The organism is Brevundimonas sp., from assembly GCF_041648115.1.
Classification (GTDB): Bacteria; Pseudomonadota; Alphaproteobacteria; order Caulobacterales; family Caulobacteraceae; genus Brevundimonas.
Genome location: NZ_JBAZPR010000009.1, coordinates 42,780 through 60,852, shown reverse-complemented (window position 1 = coordinate 60,852; position 18,073 = coordinate 42,780). Strand labels below are relative to the sequence as shown.

Annotated in this window: 16 protein-coding genes; 9 read left to right on the top strand and 7 right to left on the bottom strand. The window is 65.3% G+C overall.

Features of this window, described 5'->3' with window-relative positions; translation table 11 throughout:
* Positions 1-266 precede the first annotated feature (266 nt).
* The 3 genes from WC597_RS09635 to WC597_RS09625 are packed head-to-tail and all read left to right on the top strand — an operon-like array spanning position 267 to position 2,961.
* A complete protein-coding gene (locus WC597_RS09635) occupies positions 267-1,181 on the top strand; it encodes a HEPN domain-containing protein (RefSeq protein ID WP_372693121.1) in 915 nt (304 codons plus the stop codon).
* A complete protein-coding gene (locus WC597_RS09630; protein WP_372693120.1) occupies positions 1,174-2,112 on the top strand; it encodes a hypothetical protein in 939 nt (312 codons plus the stop codon). Before WC597_RS09635 ends, WC597_RS09630 begins: the two co-directional genes overlap by 8 nt.
* Before the next feature lie 30 nt (positions 2,113-2,142).
* Complete coding sequence (locus WC597_RS09625; RefSeq protein ID WP_372693119.1) at positions 2,143-2,961, top strand: hypothetical protein; 819 nt, start codon at positions 2,143-2,145, stop codon at positions 2,959-2,961.
* A gap of 39 nt (positions 2,962-3,000) precedes the next feature.
* On the opposite strand, the gene WC597_RS09620 is transcribed toward WC597_RS09625, so the two are convergent.
* The 5 genes from WC597_RS09620 to WC597_RS09600 form a co-directional block, all read right to left on the bottom strand.
* Positions 3,001-4,860, bottom strand: coding sequence for a DUF4209 domain-containing protein (locus tag WC597_RS09620; protein WP_372693118.1), 1,860 nt, complete (start codon positions 4,858-4,860; stop codon positions 3,001-3,003).
* Between the two features lie 70 nt (positions 4,861-4,930).
* Positions 4,931-8,179: an error-prone DNA polymerase gene (locus WC597_RS09615; RefSeq protein ID WP_372693117.1), complete on the bottom strand. Its 3,249-nt coding sequence runs from the start codon at positions 8,177-8,179 to the stop codon at positions 4,931-4,933.
* Positions 8,180-8,235: 56 nt separating this feature from the next.
* Entirely contained in the window at positions 8,236-8,964 is a 729-nt protein-coding gene (locus WC597_RS09610) for a hypothetical protein (protein WP_372693116.1), read from the bottom strand.
* Positions 8,965-9,076: 112 nt separating this feature from the next.
* Positions 9,077-10,597: a DNA polymerase Y family protein gene (locus tag WC597_RS09605; RefSeq protein ID WP_372693115.1), complete on the bottom strand. Its 1,521-nt coding sequence runs from the start codon at positions 10,595-10,597 to the stop codon at positions 9,077-9,079.
* Entirely contained in the window at positions 10,512-11,270 is a 759-nt protein-coding gene (locus WC597_RS09600) for an ImuA family protein (RefSeq protein WP_372693114.1), read from the bottom strand. The genes WC597_RS09605 and WC597_RS09600 overlap by 86 nt, the downstream gene beginning before the upstream one ends.
* A gap of 151 nt (positions 11,271-11,421) precedes the next feature.
* On the opposite strand from WC597_RS09600, the gene WC597_RS09595 reads away from it, so the two are divergent.
* The 4 genes from WC597_RS09595 to WC597_RS09580 all read left to right on the top strand — a co-directional run bounded on the left by WC597_RS09595 (position 11,422) and on the right by WC597_RS09580 (position 14,750).
* A complete protein-coding gene (locus WC597_RS09595; RefSeq protein WP_372693113.1) occupies positions 11,422-12,000 on the top strand; it encodes an SOS response-associated peptidase in 579 nt (192 codons plus the stop codon).
* A gap of 334 nt (positions 12,001-12,334) precedes the next feature.
* Positions 12,335-12,628, top strand: coding sequence for a DUF736 domain-containing protein (locus WC597_RS09590; protein ID WP_054765292.1), 294 nt, complete (start codon positions 12,335-12,337; stop codon positions 12,626-12,628).
* Positions 12,629-12,700: 72 nt separating this feature from the next.
* Complete coding sequence (locus WC597_RS09585; RefSeq protein WP_372693112.1) at positions 12,701-13,588, top strand: ArdC family protein; 888 nt, start codon at positions 12,701-12,703, stop codon at positions 13,586-13,588.
* Positions 13,589-13,637: 49 nt separating this feature from the next.
* Positions 13,638-14,750 (top strand): DUF4238 domain-containing protein, encoded by a 1,113-nt coding sequence (locus tag WC597_RS09580; RefSeq protein ID WP_372693111.1) that lies wholly within the window; start codon positions 13,638-13,640, stop codon positions 14,748-14,750.
* Here the strand turns inward: WC597_RS09580 and WC597_RS09575 are convergent.
* The gene (locus WC597_RS09575; protein WP_372693110.1) at positions 14,740-15,453 is read right to left on the bottom strand and encodes a hypothetical protein; all 714 of its coding nucleotides are present in this window, start codon (positions 15,451-15,453) and stop codon (positions 14,740-14,742) included. The genes WC597_RS09580 and WC597_RS09575 overlap by 11 nt on opposite strands.
* Positions 15,454-15,691: 238 nt before the next feature.
* On the opposite strand from WC597_RS09575, the gene mobC reads away from it, so the two are divergent.
* A complete protein-coding gene (mobC, locus tag WC597_RS09570) occupies positions 15,692-16,213 on the top strand; it encodes a plasmid mobilization relaxosome protein MobC (RefSeq protein ID WP_372693109.1) in 522 nt (173 codons plus the stop codon).
* A complete protein-coding gene (locus tag WC597_RS09565; protein WP_372693108.1) occupies positions 16,210-17,214 on the top strand; it encodes a relaxase/mobilization nuclease domain-containing protein in 1,005 nt (334 codons plus the stop codon). The genes mobC and WC597_RS09565 overlap by 4 nt, the downstream gene beginning before the upstream one ends.
* Here the strand turns inward: WC597_RS09565 and WC597_RS09560 are convergent.
* Positions 17,211-18,065: a hypothetical protein gene (locus tag WC597_RS09560; protein WP_372693107.1), complete on the bottom strand. Its 855-nt coding sequence runs from the start codon at positions 18,063-18,065 to the stop codon at positions 17,211-17,213. The genes WC597_RS09565 and WC597_RS09560 overlap by 4 nt on opposite strands.
* Positions 18,066-18,073: the final 8 nt, after the last annotated feature.

Genomic DNA, 18,073 nt, shown 5'->3' with positions numbered 1-18,073 from the left:
TCCAGTGGATGCGGCAATACAACCCCACGTGCGGCTTTTCTCCCGGGTAGGCAAATGGTTGGATAAAGCGAGACAGATCGGCGATGGATTTCGCCCGACCGCAGTTCATCGACCGTCACATCGGGCGCGGCTTTTAGAATTTAGAAGAGGCGCGGGCAGCTGAAGCTTCTGCCGCGAAATAGAGCCCGCTGGCGAGCGGCTGCTTTGATGTGCGCAATGTACAATCATGCCTTGCTCGCAGGCGGGTCATCGGGGAGACTCACCGAGTGAAGAAGACGCTCGATCATCTCCCGCTGCCCAAGCAGTCCGAACTGCGTCACGTCGTCGATGTGATCCGCACGTCGTTCGAAGAGGCGATCGCGACTCGCCGTGCGGAGCGGCTGAAGAACGGCAAGATCCTCAAGGTCGTTCTTTACGGATCGTATGCTCGAGGCGATTGGGTGCACGACCCGGTCGGCCGGTACTTCTCCGATTTCGACTTGTTGTTCATCGTCGATCATGAGGACCTGACTGACGGCGAGTTCTGGTTTGACGCGACAAACCGAACGATGCCGGGTGAGGGAGAAATTCGAACGCCGGTCAGCATCGTCGTGCACGCCCTGGACGACGTGAACGATCAGTTGGATCGAGGGCGCTACTTCTTTGCCGACATTCTGCGAGACGGGATCGTCCTCTACGACACGCCCGGCGCGAAGCTGCACAAGCCGGCGACCATCAAGGCCAAGGCCGCGCTGGTTGAGGCGGAGAAATACTTCGAGAAGTGGACGACCAGTGCTGCTGGAGCCCAGAGTATTGCGCGTCACTCAACCGAAGTAGATGAACCCAACTGGGCAGCATTTATGCTGCACCAAGCCGCCGAGCACTTGTACCACTGCACTCTGCTTGTCGTGACGCTGTACAGCGGAAAAGCTCACAACCTCGCTTTCCTGCGCAAGAAATCGGAGGCCATCGATATGCGTCTGGCCGAAGCTTGGCCGCGAGAGACCAAGTTCGAGCGCCGCTGTTTCGAGCTGTTGCGTGAGGCATACGTTAAGGCGCGCTACGCCGACCACTACAGGATCACCGCCGAGGAACTCGACTGGTTGACGGACCGGGTTGAGGTGCTGCGCGGGCTGACAGTGACGGTCTGTCAGGAGCGCCTGGCCCAACTGCGTGAAGAGGCTGGCGGCGAGAGTGAGTGATCCGACGCCTGGTCAACGCGGCGTGGCCGTCCAGAGCGCGGACGCGGCCCTGCCGGACGCCGGGCGCCGACGTTACATGAGCAAGGCGGACGACTTCGATGTCCGCGTCAATAGCCTTGCGATCGAGATCCTCCCTGATTGGGAGCCTCGTGTCATCGAGCAGTGGAAGACGATCAAGGCAAGTATCCGCTCGGGGTTGATAGCCGAGTTCGGCAGTTACGCTTCCGAACGCAAGGAGGAGAATTTCATCGCCATCGGGCAGCTGTCGATGTCGATCATCTCCTACCATAATGCGTTACTTCGACAGGTCCGGAACGCGTTCGTGGTCGGGTCGTACTACCCGGCCCTCGTCGGTGCTTGCGCGCTGGGCGAGCGAGTCTTGAACCATTTGATACTCGATCTTCGCGAGTTCTACGTGGCGACGCCGGAGTACCGAAAGGTTGCCCGCAAACAATCCTTCGACAACTGGACCGTTGCGATTGATGCGCTTGAGGCATGGGGCTTGCTGCTTCCCGAGGCGATCAAACACTACCGTGCTCTGGCTAAACTCAGGAATCGGTCGATCCATTTCGATCCTGGGACCTACGCCCGGCTTCGGGAGGATGCTCTGGCGGCGGTGATCGCGATCCGCGACATCCTGGATCTGCAGTTCTCGACGTTCGCCGTGCGACCCTGGTTCATTCCTGAGGCAGAGGGCACCTGCTTCATCGCGAAACAGTACGAAACAGACCCGTTTGTCCGAACCTACTTTATTCCCAACTGCTTTTTCGTCGGGCCTCACCATCTGATCCAGACCCTAGAGCCAGAGATGGTGGTGGCCGATAAGGACGACTACGGGCCTGGTTCCTGGAGCGATACGGAGTTCCAGAGCCTCTACAAAACACGACGACCTGCCGACCTCGTTCAGGTGCCTGAAGTCGGCCGACTCTAACGGCGTAGCGAGCGCGAGACAGACATCCCCATGGCGCGTCTACCGATCAAGACTTCCGTTCTCAGTCGCTTGTTCGCGATGTCCGGCAACCTCTGCGCCTACCCGAGCTGTTCTCAGATCCTCTATCGCGAAGACGGCACGGGCTTTGTCAATATCTGCCACATCCATGCGGCGGAGGAGGGGTGGACGCGCTACGATCCCGACGTCTCAGACGAGGCACTGAGAGCGATCGATAACCTGGTCTTGATGTGCCGAAACCACCACGGCGAGATCGACCAGGAGTTTTCGCCCATCAGCGCCGACCAGCTTCGCGACTGGAAGCGGCGGCATGAAGCCCGATTTACCGATATGCGCTTGCTGTTCGATCCGAAGATCCTTGATCGGGTCGCGCAGCGGTCGCCGGTGAAACCATCGAACATGGGGATCGTAGACAGCGTCTTGCCCGATCATTTCATGGCTGGGGATTTGGCCGAGGTGACTGCGCAGATCGGAATCTACGTAGACAACATCGCGAACATTCCACCGCCGACCATCGAGTTCATGATCAAGGTTATTCGCCACGGCCTGCGCGGCGCCAGTCAACGTGGCAGGGGGAGCTCCAGCATGAAGCTCGATGCCAACGAAGTCGCGCAGGCATTCGACCTATCGGGCACGGAGATCACCGACTTCTGCAATATCATGGAGCGATATGGCGTTGGCTATCTGCAGGATGACTATCCCCCGATGGTGAGCTTAGCGCCGCCTGCCGACTACCTCGACTGGCCCACGTTAAGCGAGGTTCTAACGGCTGTCGGAGGCGACCTCGAAGTCCTGCTGCAGGGGCAGGACTTTTCCGTATTCGATACCTGAAAGTCCGTTGTGCGAATCCAAACCGGCATTGGATCAGAGCTATTGCTCCGCATTTATCGTTGGGGCGACCGAAGTCCTCCAATGTTTGACGAGGGGCAGGCAGGTCAGGCGGTATAGGAGCCAGCACCCGTAGCCGGCGTTGTAGTGAAAGCAGCCTCCAGCCGGCAGCATGCCATGCGCAACTTGGTGGCGGAGCCCGGGGCCCGGCTGATGCACGAACAGCATCTCGACATCGAACATCAGATCGGCTCCGAAAATCCGATCCATGTCTGGACGGAGTTCGGAGGTGAGCAGGGCGCTCAGCGTCCTGTCCTGCTGCAGCAGGTTGGGTTTCATTTTGGATGTGTCGATGCCCGAGTTGAGCATGACGTGTCGAATGCCATGTTCGATAAGCGGCGTCAGAAGATAGACGGCGCTCGCGAGGTCGCCTTGGAAAAAGCGCGCGAAGCCTAACGCGAAGAGGAATTCATGTCCGGAAGGAATGAACGGACTTGAAGCGACGATCGTGCCGAAATGCCTTTGTTCGATCGGGAACCGGTCGGAGATGGCCTGGCGGGCGGGGTCGATGGCACCGCCGACGGCGATTGCCCTGTGGATGTCTAGGTCGGTTAGCGAGTCTTCCTTGAACCAGGCGTCGCTCGGCTCGTCGGCCGGGGCGCTGGTTTCGGAAGTCGTTTTACCCTCCAGGTCCGAGTAGGAGTTGCCGAAGAGGCGTTTGAAGGCGAAGCGGTTCAGATTCTTGCGCGCTTCCTCACGTAGCGCCTCAGGGTTGGTCGGCTCCACGATGAGGGCGAACTGGAGGAGCGCCTCGGCAAGGTCGAAGTTCGCGTAAAGATCGAATGTTGCCTGACGATCGTCGTCGAGATCGAGTGGGATCGGCTGGCTGACAAACTCGTCCAACCCTTCGTCTTGGAGATCACGAAGTTCGGACCGAAGCCGCCGAATGCGATCCTTGTCCCCGTTGCCTCGACGGAGTTCACCGATCGCCATCTGGGTCCAGTAGGCCTTGGCGTTCGCCAAGGACACATCTTCCCTGAGGTGCAGGGTCAGATCGACCATCCGCTCGGTGCACGAGATCGCTGCTTCCGCGTCGCCTGAGCGTCGATACGCTTCGGCTGCGAGCGCCCATGCCATCTTCCTCGCCATGGCCCAGCTATCTGGACCTGGAGCCGACGCTAGCGCTTTGGCATTTGGTGCGATCTCCGCCCATGTCACCACGCCGTGTTCCGCGCCAATCTGCGCCAGTCGGTTGTAGGCGCTGAAATCAGTTCGGCGGTGCGCGAGTTCTAAGAGGCTCTTGAAGGCTTCACTCACCATAGTCGGCATCTTACGACGACCGTGAAGCCGCGCTGAAATCTGCATGGCGCGATGGACGAGATCGATTGAGGGTCGGCCTACGCCAAGATCGTCCTCTGCCTCGTTTGCAAGCTGGTGGCGGACAGTCTCAACATAGGCCGAGACTGCCGTCTGGCCGGCAGTCGTCAGGCTGTGATGGTTCTCCCAAGCGACATCCGCCAGCCGGGCTCGGATCACCGAGTGGCCGATGTTGGGCGAGAGCTCGGCTAGGATTCGACTCTGCTCATCCCTGAAATCGCTGGCGATGTGGCTACGGGCGTCCAAGCCGACCCTTCGGGCGCCAAATGGCCCAGAGGGATCTTCGGGACGAAGCGGCAGCCCGATCAGATGTCCGATCAACTCTAGCGCTCGGGCGTGCCCATCTGCGCCGCTGGCTTTCGCTTCCTCGGCGGCCTCAGCGAAGTGTCGCCGCAAGAGCCACTCGTCGGCGTCGCCGATGCTGGCCATCATGGCGGTCAGGTCCAAGCCGTCGAAATCTTCGCGCGTGGCGATGACGACGGGACTGGGCTCGGGCGTCTCATCCGGCTGTTCGGTGTTGGTCATGGATTGCAATGTTGTTGATCACTTGTCGCTACGCCAGCCAAGCGGATAACTTCTACTCAGTCTGAGGTGCTCATCTGAAGTCGCGCGTCCGCACCCGGATCGCTTCAAGCGAGAGATCAGGGATGTAGATGTCGCGAACCTTGAGAGACCGGGCGTCCGGGGCGCTGCCGCGATAGACTTCGTCACCGCGGCCATGGGGCAGGGGGAATGAGGCGCGCCGGCCGACTGAGGCGAGTAGCTCAGACCCGTCATACAGGCGGGTCGCCACGATGTGGACGACGTCTCCCTCGCGCTGAACTTTACCATCGACGACGAGCAGACTGGCGCTCAGGACGACCCGACGCTGCTGTTCGTAGAGACTCGGCCAGATCACCAGATTGGCGACGCCGGTCTCGTCCTCGATGGTGATGAACATAACGCCTTTCGCCGAGCCGGGCTTCTGACGCACCAGAACCAGACCGGCGACGCGGGTCAGCCTGCGGTCGCGCATCGCCGAGGCGTCGGCGCAAGTCATGACGTGGCGTGACTGGAGGGTGTCCCGCACGAAGGTCACCGGGTGGTCGCGCAGGGTCAGACCGACGTGGCTGTAGTCCTCCACAACCTCCTGCCCCTCTGGCATGACCGGCAGGGTCAGCGCCGGTTCGGTGGTCTCTGGCGTCGTCGTACCGTCGTCCTGAACGACGGCGAACAGGGGCAGGGGGGCGTCGCGGAGCGCCTTGATCGCCCACAGGGCTTCTCTCCGCTGCAGCCCGAATGCCGAGAGGAAAGCGTCCGCCTCGGCGAGGCGGGTCAGGGCGCCGACGGGCGTCGAGGCCCGTCGCCACAAATCCTCGACAGAGGCGAAGACGCCGCTGTCGCGTTGGGCGACGAGGCGGGCGGCGTCCGCATTGGCCAGGCCACGCACCATGCGCAGGCCTAGGCGTACCGCGAACCGATCCTCGCGGTCGGTCGGCTCCAGCGTGCAGTCCCAGCGGCTGGCGTTGACGCAGACCGGCCGGATTTCGACGCCATGCTCTCGCGCGTCGCGGACAATTTGGGCCGGAGCGTAGAACCCCATCGGCTGGGCGTTGAGCAGGGCGGCGCAGAAGACGTCTGGGTGATGGCATTTCAGCCAGGACGAGGCGTAGGCGATCAGGGCGAAGGACGCCGCATGGCTCTCGGGGAAGCCATAGGAGCCGAAGCCCTCTAGCTGACCAAAGGTCTTCTCGGCGAACTCCGCCGTATAGCCCCGTTCCAGCATGCCCGAGACCAGCTTGTCCCGGAAATGGCTGACGCCGCCCGTGAACTTGAAGGTCGCCATGGCGCGCCGGAGTTGGTCGGCCTCCGAGGCCGTGAAGCCGGCGCATTCGATGGCGACCCGCATCGCCTGTTCCTGAAACAGGGGGACGCCGAGCGTCTTGCCGAGCACCCGCTCCAGCTCGGGCGTCGGATAGTCGACGGGCTCGCGACCCTCGCGCCGTCGCAGATAGGGATGGACCATATCCCCCTGGATCGGCCCCGGACGGACGATCGCCACCTCGATGACGAGGTCATAAAAGGTGCGCGGCTTGATCCGGGGCAGCATGGCCATCTGCGCCCGGCTCTCGATCTGGAAGACCCCCAGCGTGTCCGCCTTACGTATCATCGCGTAGGTCTTCGGATCCTCGGCCGGGATGGTCGCCAGCTCGAGGGCGACGCCCTTGTGCTCACGCAGCAGGTCGAGACCGCGTCGCATGCAGCTCAGCATGCCCAGGGCCAGCACATCGACCTTCATGAACTTCAGGGCGTCGATGTCGTCCTTGTCCCATTCGATGATCTGACGGTCCTTCATGGCGGCGGGTTCGATCGGGACCAGATCGTCCAGACGCTCGTCCGTCAGGACGAACCCGCCCGGATGCTGGCTCAGATGTCGGGGAAAGCCGATCAGCTGGCGCGACAGGTCCAGCGCCAAACGCAGGCGACGATCCTGGAGGTTGAGATTCAGCTCCTCCGCGTGGCGGTCTTCGACGCCTTCGCTGGAGTAGCTCCAGACTTGGGACGACAGGGTCTTGATCAGATCCTCGCTGAGACCGAGCGCCTTGCCGACATCGCGCAGGGCGCCGCGTGACCGATACCGGATCACCGTGGCGCAGAGGGCCGCCCGGTTGCGGCCGTAGGTGTCATAGACCCACTGGATCACCTCCTCGCGCCGCTCGTGCTCGAAGTCGACGTCGATGTCCGGCGGCTCCTTTCGCTCCTGGCTGACGAAGCGTTCGAACAATAGGTCGTTGCGGCCGGGGTCGATCGAGGTGATGCCGAGGACGAAGCACACCGCCGAGTTGGCGGCCGAGCCCCGACCCTGACAGAGGATGTGGCGGCTGCGGGCGAACCGGACGATCGAGTTCACTGTCAGGAAATAAGGCGCGTAGCCGAGGGCCTCGATCAGGGTCAGCTCATGCCGGAGGCTGGCGCGGACCTTGTCCGGCAGCCCGTCCGGATAGCGCGCGGCCGCACCTTCCCAGGTCAGCTGTTCCAGCGCCTGTTGCGGCGTCAGGCCGGGGAGGGCGGCCTCCTTGGGATACTGATAGGCCAGTTCATCGAGGCTGAACCGACACCGCTCGGCGATCTCGAGCGTGCGCCGCAGTGCGTCGGGATGTCGGGGGAACAGGCGATGCATCTCCGCCGCCCGCTTCAGGTGACGGTCGGCGGACCGCTCGCGCTTGAAGCCGACGTCGTCGATCGTGCAGCCCTCCCGTATGCAGGTCAGGACGTCTTGGAGAATGCGGCGGTCGGGGTGATGGAACAGGACGTCGTTGGTGACGACGGTCTTCGCTCCGAGCTCGATCGCGAGCTCGGAAAGCTGGTGCAGCCGCATCTGATCGCGGGGGCGACGGCGCAGGGTCAGGGCGCAATAGGCATCCGCGCCGAAGATGCCGGACAGGGCCGTGAGCCGTCGGCGGCAGGCGCTGTCGGCCTGATCCGCCACGAGTGCGGCAATCAGGCCCTGGGCGTGATCGGCCACATCGGACCAGTCGAGATGACAGGCGCCTTTGCCGGCCCGACCCTTGCCGAGCGTGAGAAGCCGACAGAGCCGGCTGTAGGCCGCCCGGTCGGTCGGATAGACAAGGAGATTGGCGCCGTCGGTCAGCTGAAGCCGACACCCGACGATCAACCGGACGCCAGTCGCCTTGGCGGCCTCGTGCGCCCGCACGATGCCGGCGACGCTGTTGATGTCCGTGATCGCGAGCGCCTCGAGTCCGCAAGCTGCGGCCTGGGCGAACAGTTCGTCGCACCCGCTCGCGCCGCGCAGGAACGAGAAGTGAGAGGCGCATTGAAGTTCGGCATAGCGAGGGGCGGACACAATGTTCGCCTTATGTTCTCATCTGTCGAGGAATACGAGTCCCAGCGAACACCCACTTAGAGGCCGGGCCAGTTCTCCACGCCGCGCATGGCTTCCTGGGTGTCAATGGTCGGAGGCGGGATGAGGGTTGCGCCGTCCGGCGTCAGCGGAATCCCGAAGCGATGAAGAAGGGAAGCGATCTCCGCCGGAGGCATGTCGTCATCGTCCACGAGGAAGATCGAGAAGAAATAGGCATTGAGCGACACCATCCGGGCCACGAACCGGGTGTCGTCGAAGTGATCCGGAACAAGGATGCGGCCGCACCTCGCACCACGAGGCTGGACCGGGATGACTAGCCCTCTCTCGGTCTTGTAGGCAGGCTTGATCGTACGGACCGCCGCGAAGACGGACGTCGGGGTGCAGTCATACGGACTGCCGATGACCCGCCGGTAGCGACCAAGGATGGCGGCGTCCAAGCCCGTGGTCCGGGCCGAGTTGAAGGATACCTTGAGCAGCCAGCGTAGCTGGCGGCCGTGGTCATATCGGAACAGAACTCTCTCGCCCGCCGAGACCCAATGCTGAAAGTGGTCCCGATAGAGCGCCGCCGCGCTGTCATCGAGCCCGCTCAGGGGACCGTTGTTGCATGGGCCGCAGACATCGCGAATGACGAGAGCGCTCGGCAGGACCTTGCCCACGCGTGACGAGAAATTGACGCCATAGCCGGTCTCGCGATGGACCCAGTCCGGCCAGATGTGCTCGCGGGTGAAAGGTCCCGAGCCGTCACAGTAGGGGAACTGTTTTTTCATCGCGCCGCGCCGGCGTCGTGTTGGAGGGCGGCGGTGAAGGGCGTGAGGATCATGGGCCTTTCATCGCCTGATCGAGGACAGTGGTCGAGCGCGCTCTTGAGGCGGGTGGCGCTCAGCCGAAACGTCCGTGAATGAACCAGGCCTGGGAGCCGGTCGAGGCGTCCTCGCCGTCGCCGGCGCGGAAGAGCCAGAAACGTTCACCGGCGTCGTCCTCGACCTGAAAATAGTCCCGGACCGCCCATAGCTCGGCGTCGCGGCGTCCCCATTCGCCGAAGATCCGTTCCGGGCCGTCGGCCCGGCGGATCCGGCGACGGACGCCGCGCCAGGTAAAGTGGGTCGGTGGATTGTCGGGCAGCAAGGCCATGGTCTCGATCGGCTCCGGGCTGCGGAACAGGCGCGCAGGGCGCGGCCACTCCGGCGTCCACGCCAGCCCCGTCGGGGCGGCCAGTGGCGCGACCTTCCGGATCGATCGCTCAGGGACGTCGCTCTCGACCGGCGCCAGCCGGTACAGCCGGTCGGCTCCGATCCGGTTCGACAGGGTATCCACGAGCAAGGAAACGTCCGGTTCCGCCTCCGCGCCGAGGCGCGCGGCGGCCGGACGCCAGTTCAGCGGTTCGGCCGCGCTGGCCGCGAGCGTCATCCGTTCGATGCCGAACCCCGGCTCGATGGTTTCGATCCTGTCGGTCAGCAATCGGGTCAACCGGCGAATGTCCCGCACCGGCTGGGCGAGGCCGACGCGAACGGCCTCGATCCTGTTGTCGACCCGATAACAGAGCCAGTCGAGCCGCCGCGCGCCGAGGCTGCGCGTTTCCAGAAGGCCGCACAGGGTCTCGACGAGCGCCCCTGCATAGCGGGCGATTGTCTCCGGTGCGCCGATCGGCTCGGCGAAGACCTGTTCGACGCGGGGCGTCTCGGGTGCCTCAACCGGGATCAGGGGCTCGGCCGACCGGCCATAGGCCTGGTCGAGCCGTCGCCCCAGTTCCGCGCCGAAACGCAGCTGGAGCGGCGCACGCGGTCGGTGGGCGATGTCGCCGATCCGTTCGAACCCCATGCGCCGAAGCCCGGCCGGCAGGTCCGTCGGGAGGCGCAGGGCCTCCAGCGGCAGCGGGGCGAGGGCGGCATCGACCCCGTCGTCGTCGATGACCTGTGTTTCTGTGCGGAACCGGGCGGCTGCATGGGCGGCGCCGTAGGTCGGCGCGACCACGCCTCGGCCGGTCACCCCGACCCGTTGAAGCCGCGCCGCCAGATCGCGCAACAGCGCGGCTTCGCCCCCCTTCAGATGGGCGGCTCCGGTAATGTCGATCGCCAGTCCGTCCGGCGGGTCGGCCTGGCAGACGGGGGCGTAGCGGTGCATCGCCCAGAGGGCGAGACGATCCAAAGCGTCCGTGTCTCCGACCGGATCGGCGTCCCTGACGTCCAGGTCAGGAATGAGGGCCTGAGCCTGGGTCGCGGCCATGCCGACACGCGCGCCGCAAGCGGCGGCGGCGCCGTTGCAGGCCGTGACGACCCGCTTGCGGCCGAGCCGGCCGGTCAGGACGAGGGCGCGGTCAGGCGGCGGCGCGGCGGCGCCCAGCCGTCGGCGCAACCGCTCGACGGGCCAGTTCGGCAGGAAAAGCGAGACGACCCGTCTCATCGCAAGCGTCCAGAATGAAGTCCGCCGCGTCGGCGCCGCGGCAACGCATAAGTTCGATCCGCCACCGCGCTCGCCCGATGCCGGGAACCGGCAGGGGCGCCGATGGCTCGGCGCTTACGCGCCAGCGCGTCGCGGCGGCGGTCGGCTGGCCGAAGTCGGCCGCGTCGGCGGCCCGTCGCCATCGTCGGACCACCAGGCCGATAACGCCCGACGTCTCGGCCGCGAGCTGGAGCCGACGTGAGGCCGTCATGGTCAGGCGCGACGTCTCGCAAACGACCCCCGCCAGGCCGCCATGGCGGAGGCCTTCCTCGAAACAGGCCATCAGAGCCTTTTCATCGCCGGCCTCGACATAGATGACGCGGTCCGGCCCCAGCCCGGCGTGGCTGAGGGCCGGTGCGAACAGGTCCGGCCGCGTGACGCACCAGAGCACGGGGCCCGGCAGGCGGGCGACGACCCCTGCAGCGAACAATGCGGCGGCGGCGCCGCCCACGGCGTCGCCGCCGCCGCCCGCCACCTCGTGAAGCGCGCCCAGGGCGAGGCCTCCGCCGGGAAGCGCGGCGTCCAGAGCCTCCACCTCGAACGGAAGCACGCCGACCGATTTACGGTCAGCCTGCTCCATTGCGCGCACTTGGGCGCGCAGATCCTCGAGATGGGCCGAACCGGCGGCCGGCATGGACGAACTCCTCCTAGCGTCTATAATGTTCCTGAAATGTTCTGGTTCGAAGCCGGCGTCGGAGTCAATCCGGTAGTCGCCTTATCCCCTTCGATTTGCGGCGACGCCGGAGCCGTGAAATCCTCGGCAATGGGTCAATGGAGGTCGCGCGATGTGCAACGAATACCAGCTCATCCTTCCGTTCGACGACATCATCGAGGCGTTCAAGCTGAGCGGAAACCGGCTGGTGTTTCCGGGCGGCATGCCGAATTTCGGACCTATGGCCTCCATTCGTATCGGCGACCGGGCGGCCATCATCCAGATGGGACCGGAGGGGCCGGAAGCAGTGATGACGCCCTGGGCATGGAAGGGGCCGGGCGGACGACCGGTCTTCAACTTCCGATCGGACGGGCGGTCGTTTGAAGGGTCACACCGGTGCCTGATCCCGGCGGACGGCTTCTTCGAGTTCACCGACCCCGAACCGGGACAGAAGCGAAAGACCAAGTGGCGCTTCACCCTGTCCGACCAGCGGCTCTTCTGGGTGGCGGGCCTGATCAAGGACAGTGCTTTCGCCATGCTGACCACCGAGCCGGGGGCGGATATCGCCCCCTATCATGACCGACAGATCGTGCTCCTGCGCCCCGAGGACGGTGCGGCCTGGCTCAATCTTCAGAAGCCCGAGGCCGAGCTGTTGCGAGCTCTGCCCGCAGGGAGCCTTGACGTCGAAAAGGTCTTCCCGATCGCGGCCTGAGCCACTGGACTGTGAGCGGGTCTCGAGCACCGTGAGGCGTCGACTGCGGTGGGGGATCCCGAGGCGGCCCCTGTCTCGCATCTTGCTCGCGCCAGCCGGCGCGGCCTCTAGATGAGGCGGATCTGACCGAAACCCGGTCGGCTGGCGCAACCGCTCACGCGACTTTCATCCCCGGCCTGACGGCCTTCCTCGCGAAACAAGAAAGTCTCTTGCCGCGGTCCTCCGCTTCGCTACGGGGGCTCGTTTCTCTCTCCCTGCGCGCCGCCCGCGCCCCGGTCTCCCGATCGCCATCGAGGCCGCGGCAGGCGTGGCCCGAAGCAAAGGAGAGACTGACATGGCCACCATCGGCACCTTCACCGCTCAAGGCGACGGCTACACCGGTTCGATCAAGACCCTCACCCTCAACGTCAAGGCGGCGGTTCTGCGGCCCAACGAGAAGACCGACGACAAGGCCCCCGACTTCCGGATCTTCGCCGGCCAGACCGAGTTCGGCGCCGCCTGGAAGAAGACGAGCCAGCAAAACCGCGAGTACCTCTCGGTCAAGCTCGACGATCCCAGCTTCCCGGCGCCGATCTATGCCTCCCTGGTGGAGGTCGAGGGCGGACATAGCCTGATCTGGTCCCGCTGACCCAAGAGCCGCGGCGGCGCGGGGACCGCGCCGCCGCTCCTTCTTTCCACAATCCCTTTCGAGGAGGCCGCCATGACGCGCCCCGCCGATCCCGCACGCCCGGACGTCTACACCCGGATCACCCAACAGATCCTCGCCCAGCTCGAAACCGGCGTCCGTCCATGGGCCCAGCCCTGGAAGAGCGCCACTTCGGTCAGCCGCCCGCTTCGCCATGACGGCACGCCCTACAACGGCATCAACGTCGTCCTGCTCTGGGCCGAAGCGGCCGGTCGGGGGTTTACCCGGTCGACCTGGATGACCTTCCGTCAGGCGCTGGCGCTCGGCGCTCACGTTCGCAAGGGTGAGCGCGGCGCGACGGTGGTCTACGCAAACCAGATCGTCCGCGAGGACACAGACGAGACCGGCGAAGGCGTCGAACAGCGTATCCCGTTCCTCAAGGCCTACACCGTCTTCAACGTCGATCAGATCGAGGGGCTGCCGGATCGCTACGGCGAACCCGAAGTCCAGGACATCAATGCCGACGAACGGATCGCGCGCATTGACGCCTTCTTCGGGAACTGCGGCGCGGACATCCGTCACGGCGGCGGGAGCGCCTATTACGCCCCGGCGCCGGACCATGTGCAGATGCCGTCGTTCGAATGCTTCGAGGATGCCGATGCTTACTACAGCACCCTCGGCCATGAGATGACGCACTGGACGCGTCACCCCACCCGCCTCGACCGGGACTTCGGCCGCCAGCGCTTCGGCGATCCGGGTTACGCCCGCGAGGAACTGGTCGCCGAACTCGGAGCCGCCTTCCTCTGCGCGGATCTCGGTCTCGCCCTCGAACCGCGCGAGGATCACGCGGCCTACATCGGTCACTGGCTCCAGGTGCTCAAGGACGACAAGCGGTTCATCGTCTCAGCGGCGTCTCACGCGCAGAAGGCCGTCGATCATCTGCATCGGCTCCAGCCAGTTTGAACTGGCGCCTGCGTCTTCTCCGGGGCAGCCTCGGTGAGGACGCGGGATCATGGCCGACAACAAGAATCAGCATTTCGTACCGAAGGCCCATCTCAAACCCTTCTCGGTGGAGGGAGGGGGCAAGGCCATTCACCTGTTCAACCTCGACAGGGACCGCGCGATCCCGAACGCCCCGGTGCGCAACCAGTGCTCCAGCGATTATTTCTACGGCCAGGATGCGCAGCTCGAGGCCGCCATCCAGAGCGTCGAAGGGCCCTATGGTCAGATGCTCGCGCGTGTCCTTCCCAACGGCGCGCTCCCCGACGCCCTGGACCGAACGGTGCTGCGGCGGTTCATCCTGCTCCAACATTTGAGGACCGAAGCGGCCGCCGCCAGCGCGAGCCAGGTCCTGGCCGCGATGGCGCAGCTGCCTGGCGTCCTGCCGCCCGGCGAAGACTTCGACGTCAAGAAGGCCATGCGCGTCGCGGTCGAAGAGGCCATGCTGATCTATGCCCGGCAGATGCGGATCGTCGATGATCTTCGGGTCACGGTGGTCCGCAACGAAAGCCGGACGCCCTTCATCACATCGGACGATCCCGCCGTGCTGACGAACCGGTGGCATCTCCAGAATCCCAAAGGGCGATATCGGCCCTTCAGCCTGAGGCACGCGGGTCTGGTGATGCTGCTGCCGCTGTCGCCGCGCGTGCTGGCGATGCTTCATGATCCCGACGTCTATACGATCGCCCATCGCCAAGGCGTCGTCACGATCGATCGCGATCGTGACGCCGAAGCGCTCAACACACACCAGATCCTCAACTGCGCGGCCAATGTCTTCTTCCAGGACTGGGCGCGTCGGGATCAGGTCGCAGAGGCAGTTCGTGCGGCGGCGCAGGATCGACCCGAACGACGCCACCGGACCACCTATGCGGTGCAGGATCGGACCGTCGGCCAACACACCCGCTACGCCGTCGCGCCGCTCGAGGAGATCGACCCCGACGCCGGGCGAAAGGTTCTGATCCACACCGAGATCCTACGCCCTCGACCCGCGCGGTGGCCGGGGTTCCTCGCGGTGCGTCGGGACGCCCGAGCCCTCGACAATGGAACGCGGACCGGGTTTGTCCGGCGGGCCTGCTTCGAGGAGGGGTTCGTGACGGGCGAGGGTTTCCGACAGGTCAGGCTTTAGGCGCGGACGAGGCGCGGGCCTTCCCCAGGGTCGCCTTCAGCTGCTGCTTCGCGTCCGCGTCGGCCGCCTGCCCCAGCGCGTCGGCGAGGTCGTAGAAGGTCGTCGAGGTGACGCGCGCGGTGTAGGCGAGGTCCCCATTGCCGGCCATCAGACCGCGCGCCGTCTCCGACCACTTCGCCTGAGGGAGGCCATCGAAGGCCGGATGGTTGCGATGGTAGCGAAGCGTCCAGTCCTCGCTGCCGTTGTCCAGCCAGAGGTCAGCCGCATAGTTGAGGGTGTGCGGGGAGTGGACGGTGAGGAAGAGATTGGTGATCGGGAAGCCGTAGCCTTCGTCGCTGAGCTCGTCTCCGGAGGCATAGCTGAGGAAGATGGCGTCAAGGGCGTCCCCGAGCGCATGCTGACGCATGAACATCGGATGGTCCTCGATCGGGCGGGCCGTTTCCCCGTGATGCGTGTGCGTCGGATCGACCGAGGCCTCCCGCAGACGCTGGACGGCAGTGTGCGCATCCTTCGCCGCGCCGCCTGACATCGCCGCCAGCAGAAGGTTCGTGAGGTCGCTCGCCTTCATCTCGGCTCCGCCGCGACCGCGCCCGCCGCTGGAGATCAGGCCGTGCTTGCGGAGGTTCATGGCGAGGACGCGGACCGACGCCAAGGGGAGGCCCAGGGTCTCGGAAACGACGGGCAAAAGATCGATGAGTTTCATGCAAAAATGAAATCAGATTTCGTTTCGTGAGGCAAGGCGCGACTCTGTCGCCGATGACCAAGCGGTCGCAGAACTGCGGACCGCCCGGCTGGGGGCGCCCTTCAGGGCGGTGGGCGCGCGGCCGGAACGGGCCGCCGAGGGGAGGGCGGGCAGCCCCGTAGGCCTACGGGGCGAAGGGGGTGACAGTCTAGGGCAGGATAGGCTTTGCGCCGGCAATGTCTGACAGACCGACACCTTCATGGATCGCCTCACCCTCCGCGTCCCGCCCGATCTGATCCGCCGCTTCGACGCCGCTGCGGCTTCGAAGGGCGGCCGCTCGCGGCTGCTCCGGCGGCTGATGGAAGAGGCTGCAAAGGCGCCTTTTCCTGAGCCGCTGCAGGCGCCATCGGGAAGGCTTGAAGCCAAACTAGGGTTGCGGCTGACCTTCGCCGACCTGGCCGTGCTGGAGCGCGAAGCGGCGTCCAGGGGGCAGTCCCGAACGCAGTGGGCGGTCGCCCTGATCCGCGCGCGCATTCATGGCCGCCCGCAGCTAAACCGGGACGAGGCGATGACCTTCGTCGAAGTCCAGCGCGAGCTGCGACGCATCGGCGTCAACATCAACCAGATCGCCCGGGCGGTGAACACCGCCGTGATGGAGGGGGCGGTGCTGGACCTGGAGGTCGCCCAGCTCGCCGCCTATTCGACAGAAATCCGCGCGCATCTGGTCGGGGTTCGGGACGCCTTCGAAGGCAATCTCGCCTACTGGGCGCCAGGCTCATGACTGACTTTCGCGTGCCGTTCGGTTTTGAGGACGCCCTGCGTCCGCCGGTCCGAATGCGCCGGGCAAGGCTCGCCCCGGCCGTGCTGCGGGTCGGCCGGGGTGGGGAGGCCGGCACGGCCCGCGCGAAGCTCGAACGCATTGTGCGTCGGACGCCCGAGGTCATGGTCAAGATCACCGGCCGGACGCGAGATGGAGGCCACCTCCAGCGTCATCTCGACTACATCACGCGCAATGGAAAACTGGTCCTCGAGGGGCCTGACGGTGAACGTCTGGTCGGCCGTCCGGAGGTGCAGGCGCTGGCCGAGGACTGGCGTGCCGAACTGGCGGTGGTGAAGTCCCGTCGCGACGCGCCGGTTTCCTTCTCGATCATTCTGAGCATGCCGGCAGGCGTCGATCCCGGACGGGTCCATGATGCGGCCCGCGCCTTCGCCGCCACCCTGTTCGGGGATCGGCATCCCTATGTCTTCGCCCTGCATACGGATGATCGCCACCCCCATGTCCATCTGACGGTAAGGGCGCTCGGACGCGACGGCGAGCGGCTCAATCCGCGCAAGGCGGATCTTCAGCTGTGGCGGGAGACCTTCGCGGCGGCGCTGCGGGATCGCGGCGTCGAGGCCGAGGCGACGCCGCGGCGCGCGCGCGGGGTCGTGCGCAAGGCCGAGCGGACGACGGTAAGGAAACTCCGCGAGCGGTTCGAACGCGGCGAGGGAGCGATGCCGGAAACCCTGAAGGGGGCGCTCGAGTCGGCAGCCAAGCCCCGCGCCGACGAGCCGCCGTGGGAGACCCCGCTACGTGAGAAGCAGGCGTCCATCCGACGGGCGTTGGTCGTCGAAGCGTTACGTCTCCAGGCATCCAGGGCGGGGGAGGACCGCCAGCTGGGACAGGACCTGGAGCACTTCATCCGCACCCTGCCGCCGGTGGCGACGCGGCGGGATATCCTTGCCCGGGCGCTCGCTGTCGATCGCGAGAAGCCACAAGCGCCCATGGGGCGATCCCGTTAGGTCCGTCTGCGGTCGATCTCGGCGGCGATCTCGTCCCAGCGACCCAGATCCGCATCGACGTAGGTGTCCGGATAGCCGCGGGCGAGATGGTGGAAAGGCGGCTCTCCGGCCGTGTGCACGGCGAGGACGGCCTCGAGCCCCAGTGGCTCAGTTACATACAGGTCAAACGCTTTCGACTCGACCGAACACCCCAGCGAGCGCGCAAAGGCGGCCATAACGGCTTCGGCGGCGTAGAAGCCGTGGGGGCTCTTCGAAAGCGGGGCGGCGACCTCCACGGCCCGGGGTCGGCCCAGCGTGGCGACCCGCGCCTTGAGCGCTTCGTCGGAGAGCCAGAAATAGACGCCTTCACCGCCCCAGTTGCCCAACAGAAGCTCCACTCCGCCATCCTCGATCTCGAGCGGGTGCGACACCATCCAGAACCGTCCCGACCGGATCTCGGACTGTCCGCGCTGGAAGGGACTGGCGGCGTAGAGGGCGTCGGCTTGGGCGGCGGTGAAAGCTCCTGCCGCGACCTGGGCGTCAAGACGGATGCGGATCGAGATTGGGGAGGGCATGCAGATGCCGTCCCGTCGCAACTGTTCCACCTCCACATCCGTCATGCGGCTGTAGTGCCAGCCCCGGATGGTGCGTTGGTTCATAACCTCCATCAGGGACTCCACCAGCGCGATGTAATCTCCGGCAAACGCATTATCCGGATAGGGGCCGGTGCGATCCGACAGCTCCCGCTGGATCAGGTTCTCGCGCGCCGTTGCGTGGTAATTTCGCAGAAGGTCGGTGTGGTCGTCGAGGATCCGCTGTAGCGCGGGATCGAAGGTGGCGACGTTCCAAACGTCGATGATCCGTTTGGACAAAAGGCGAC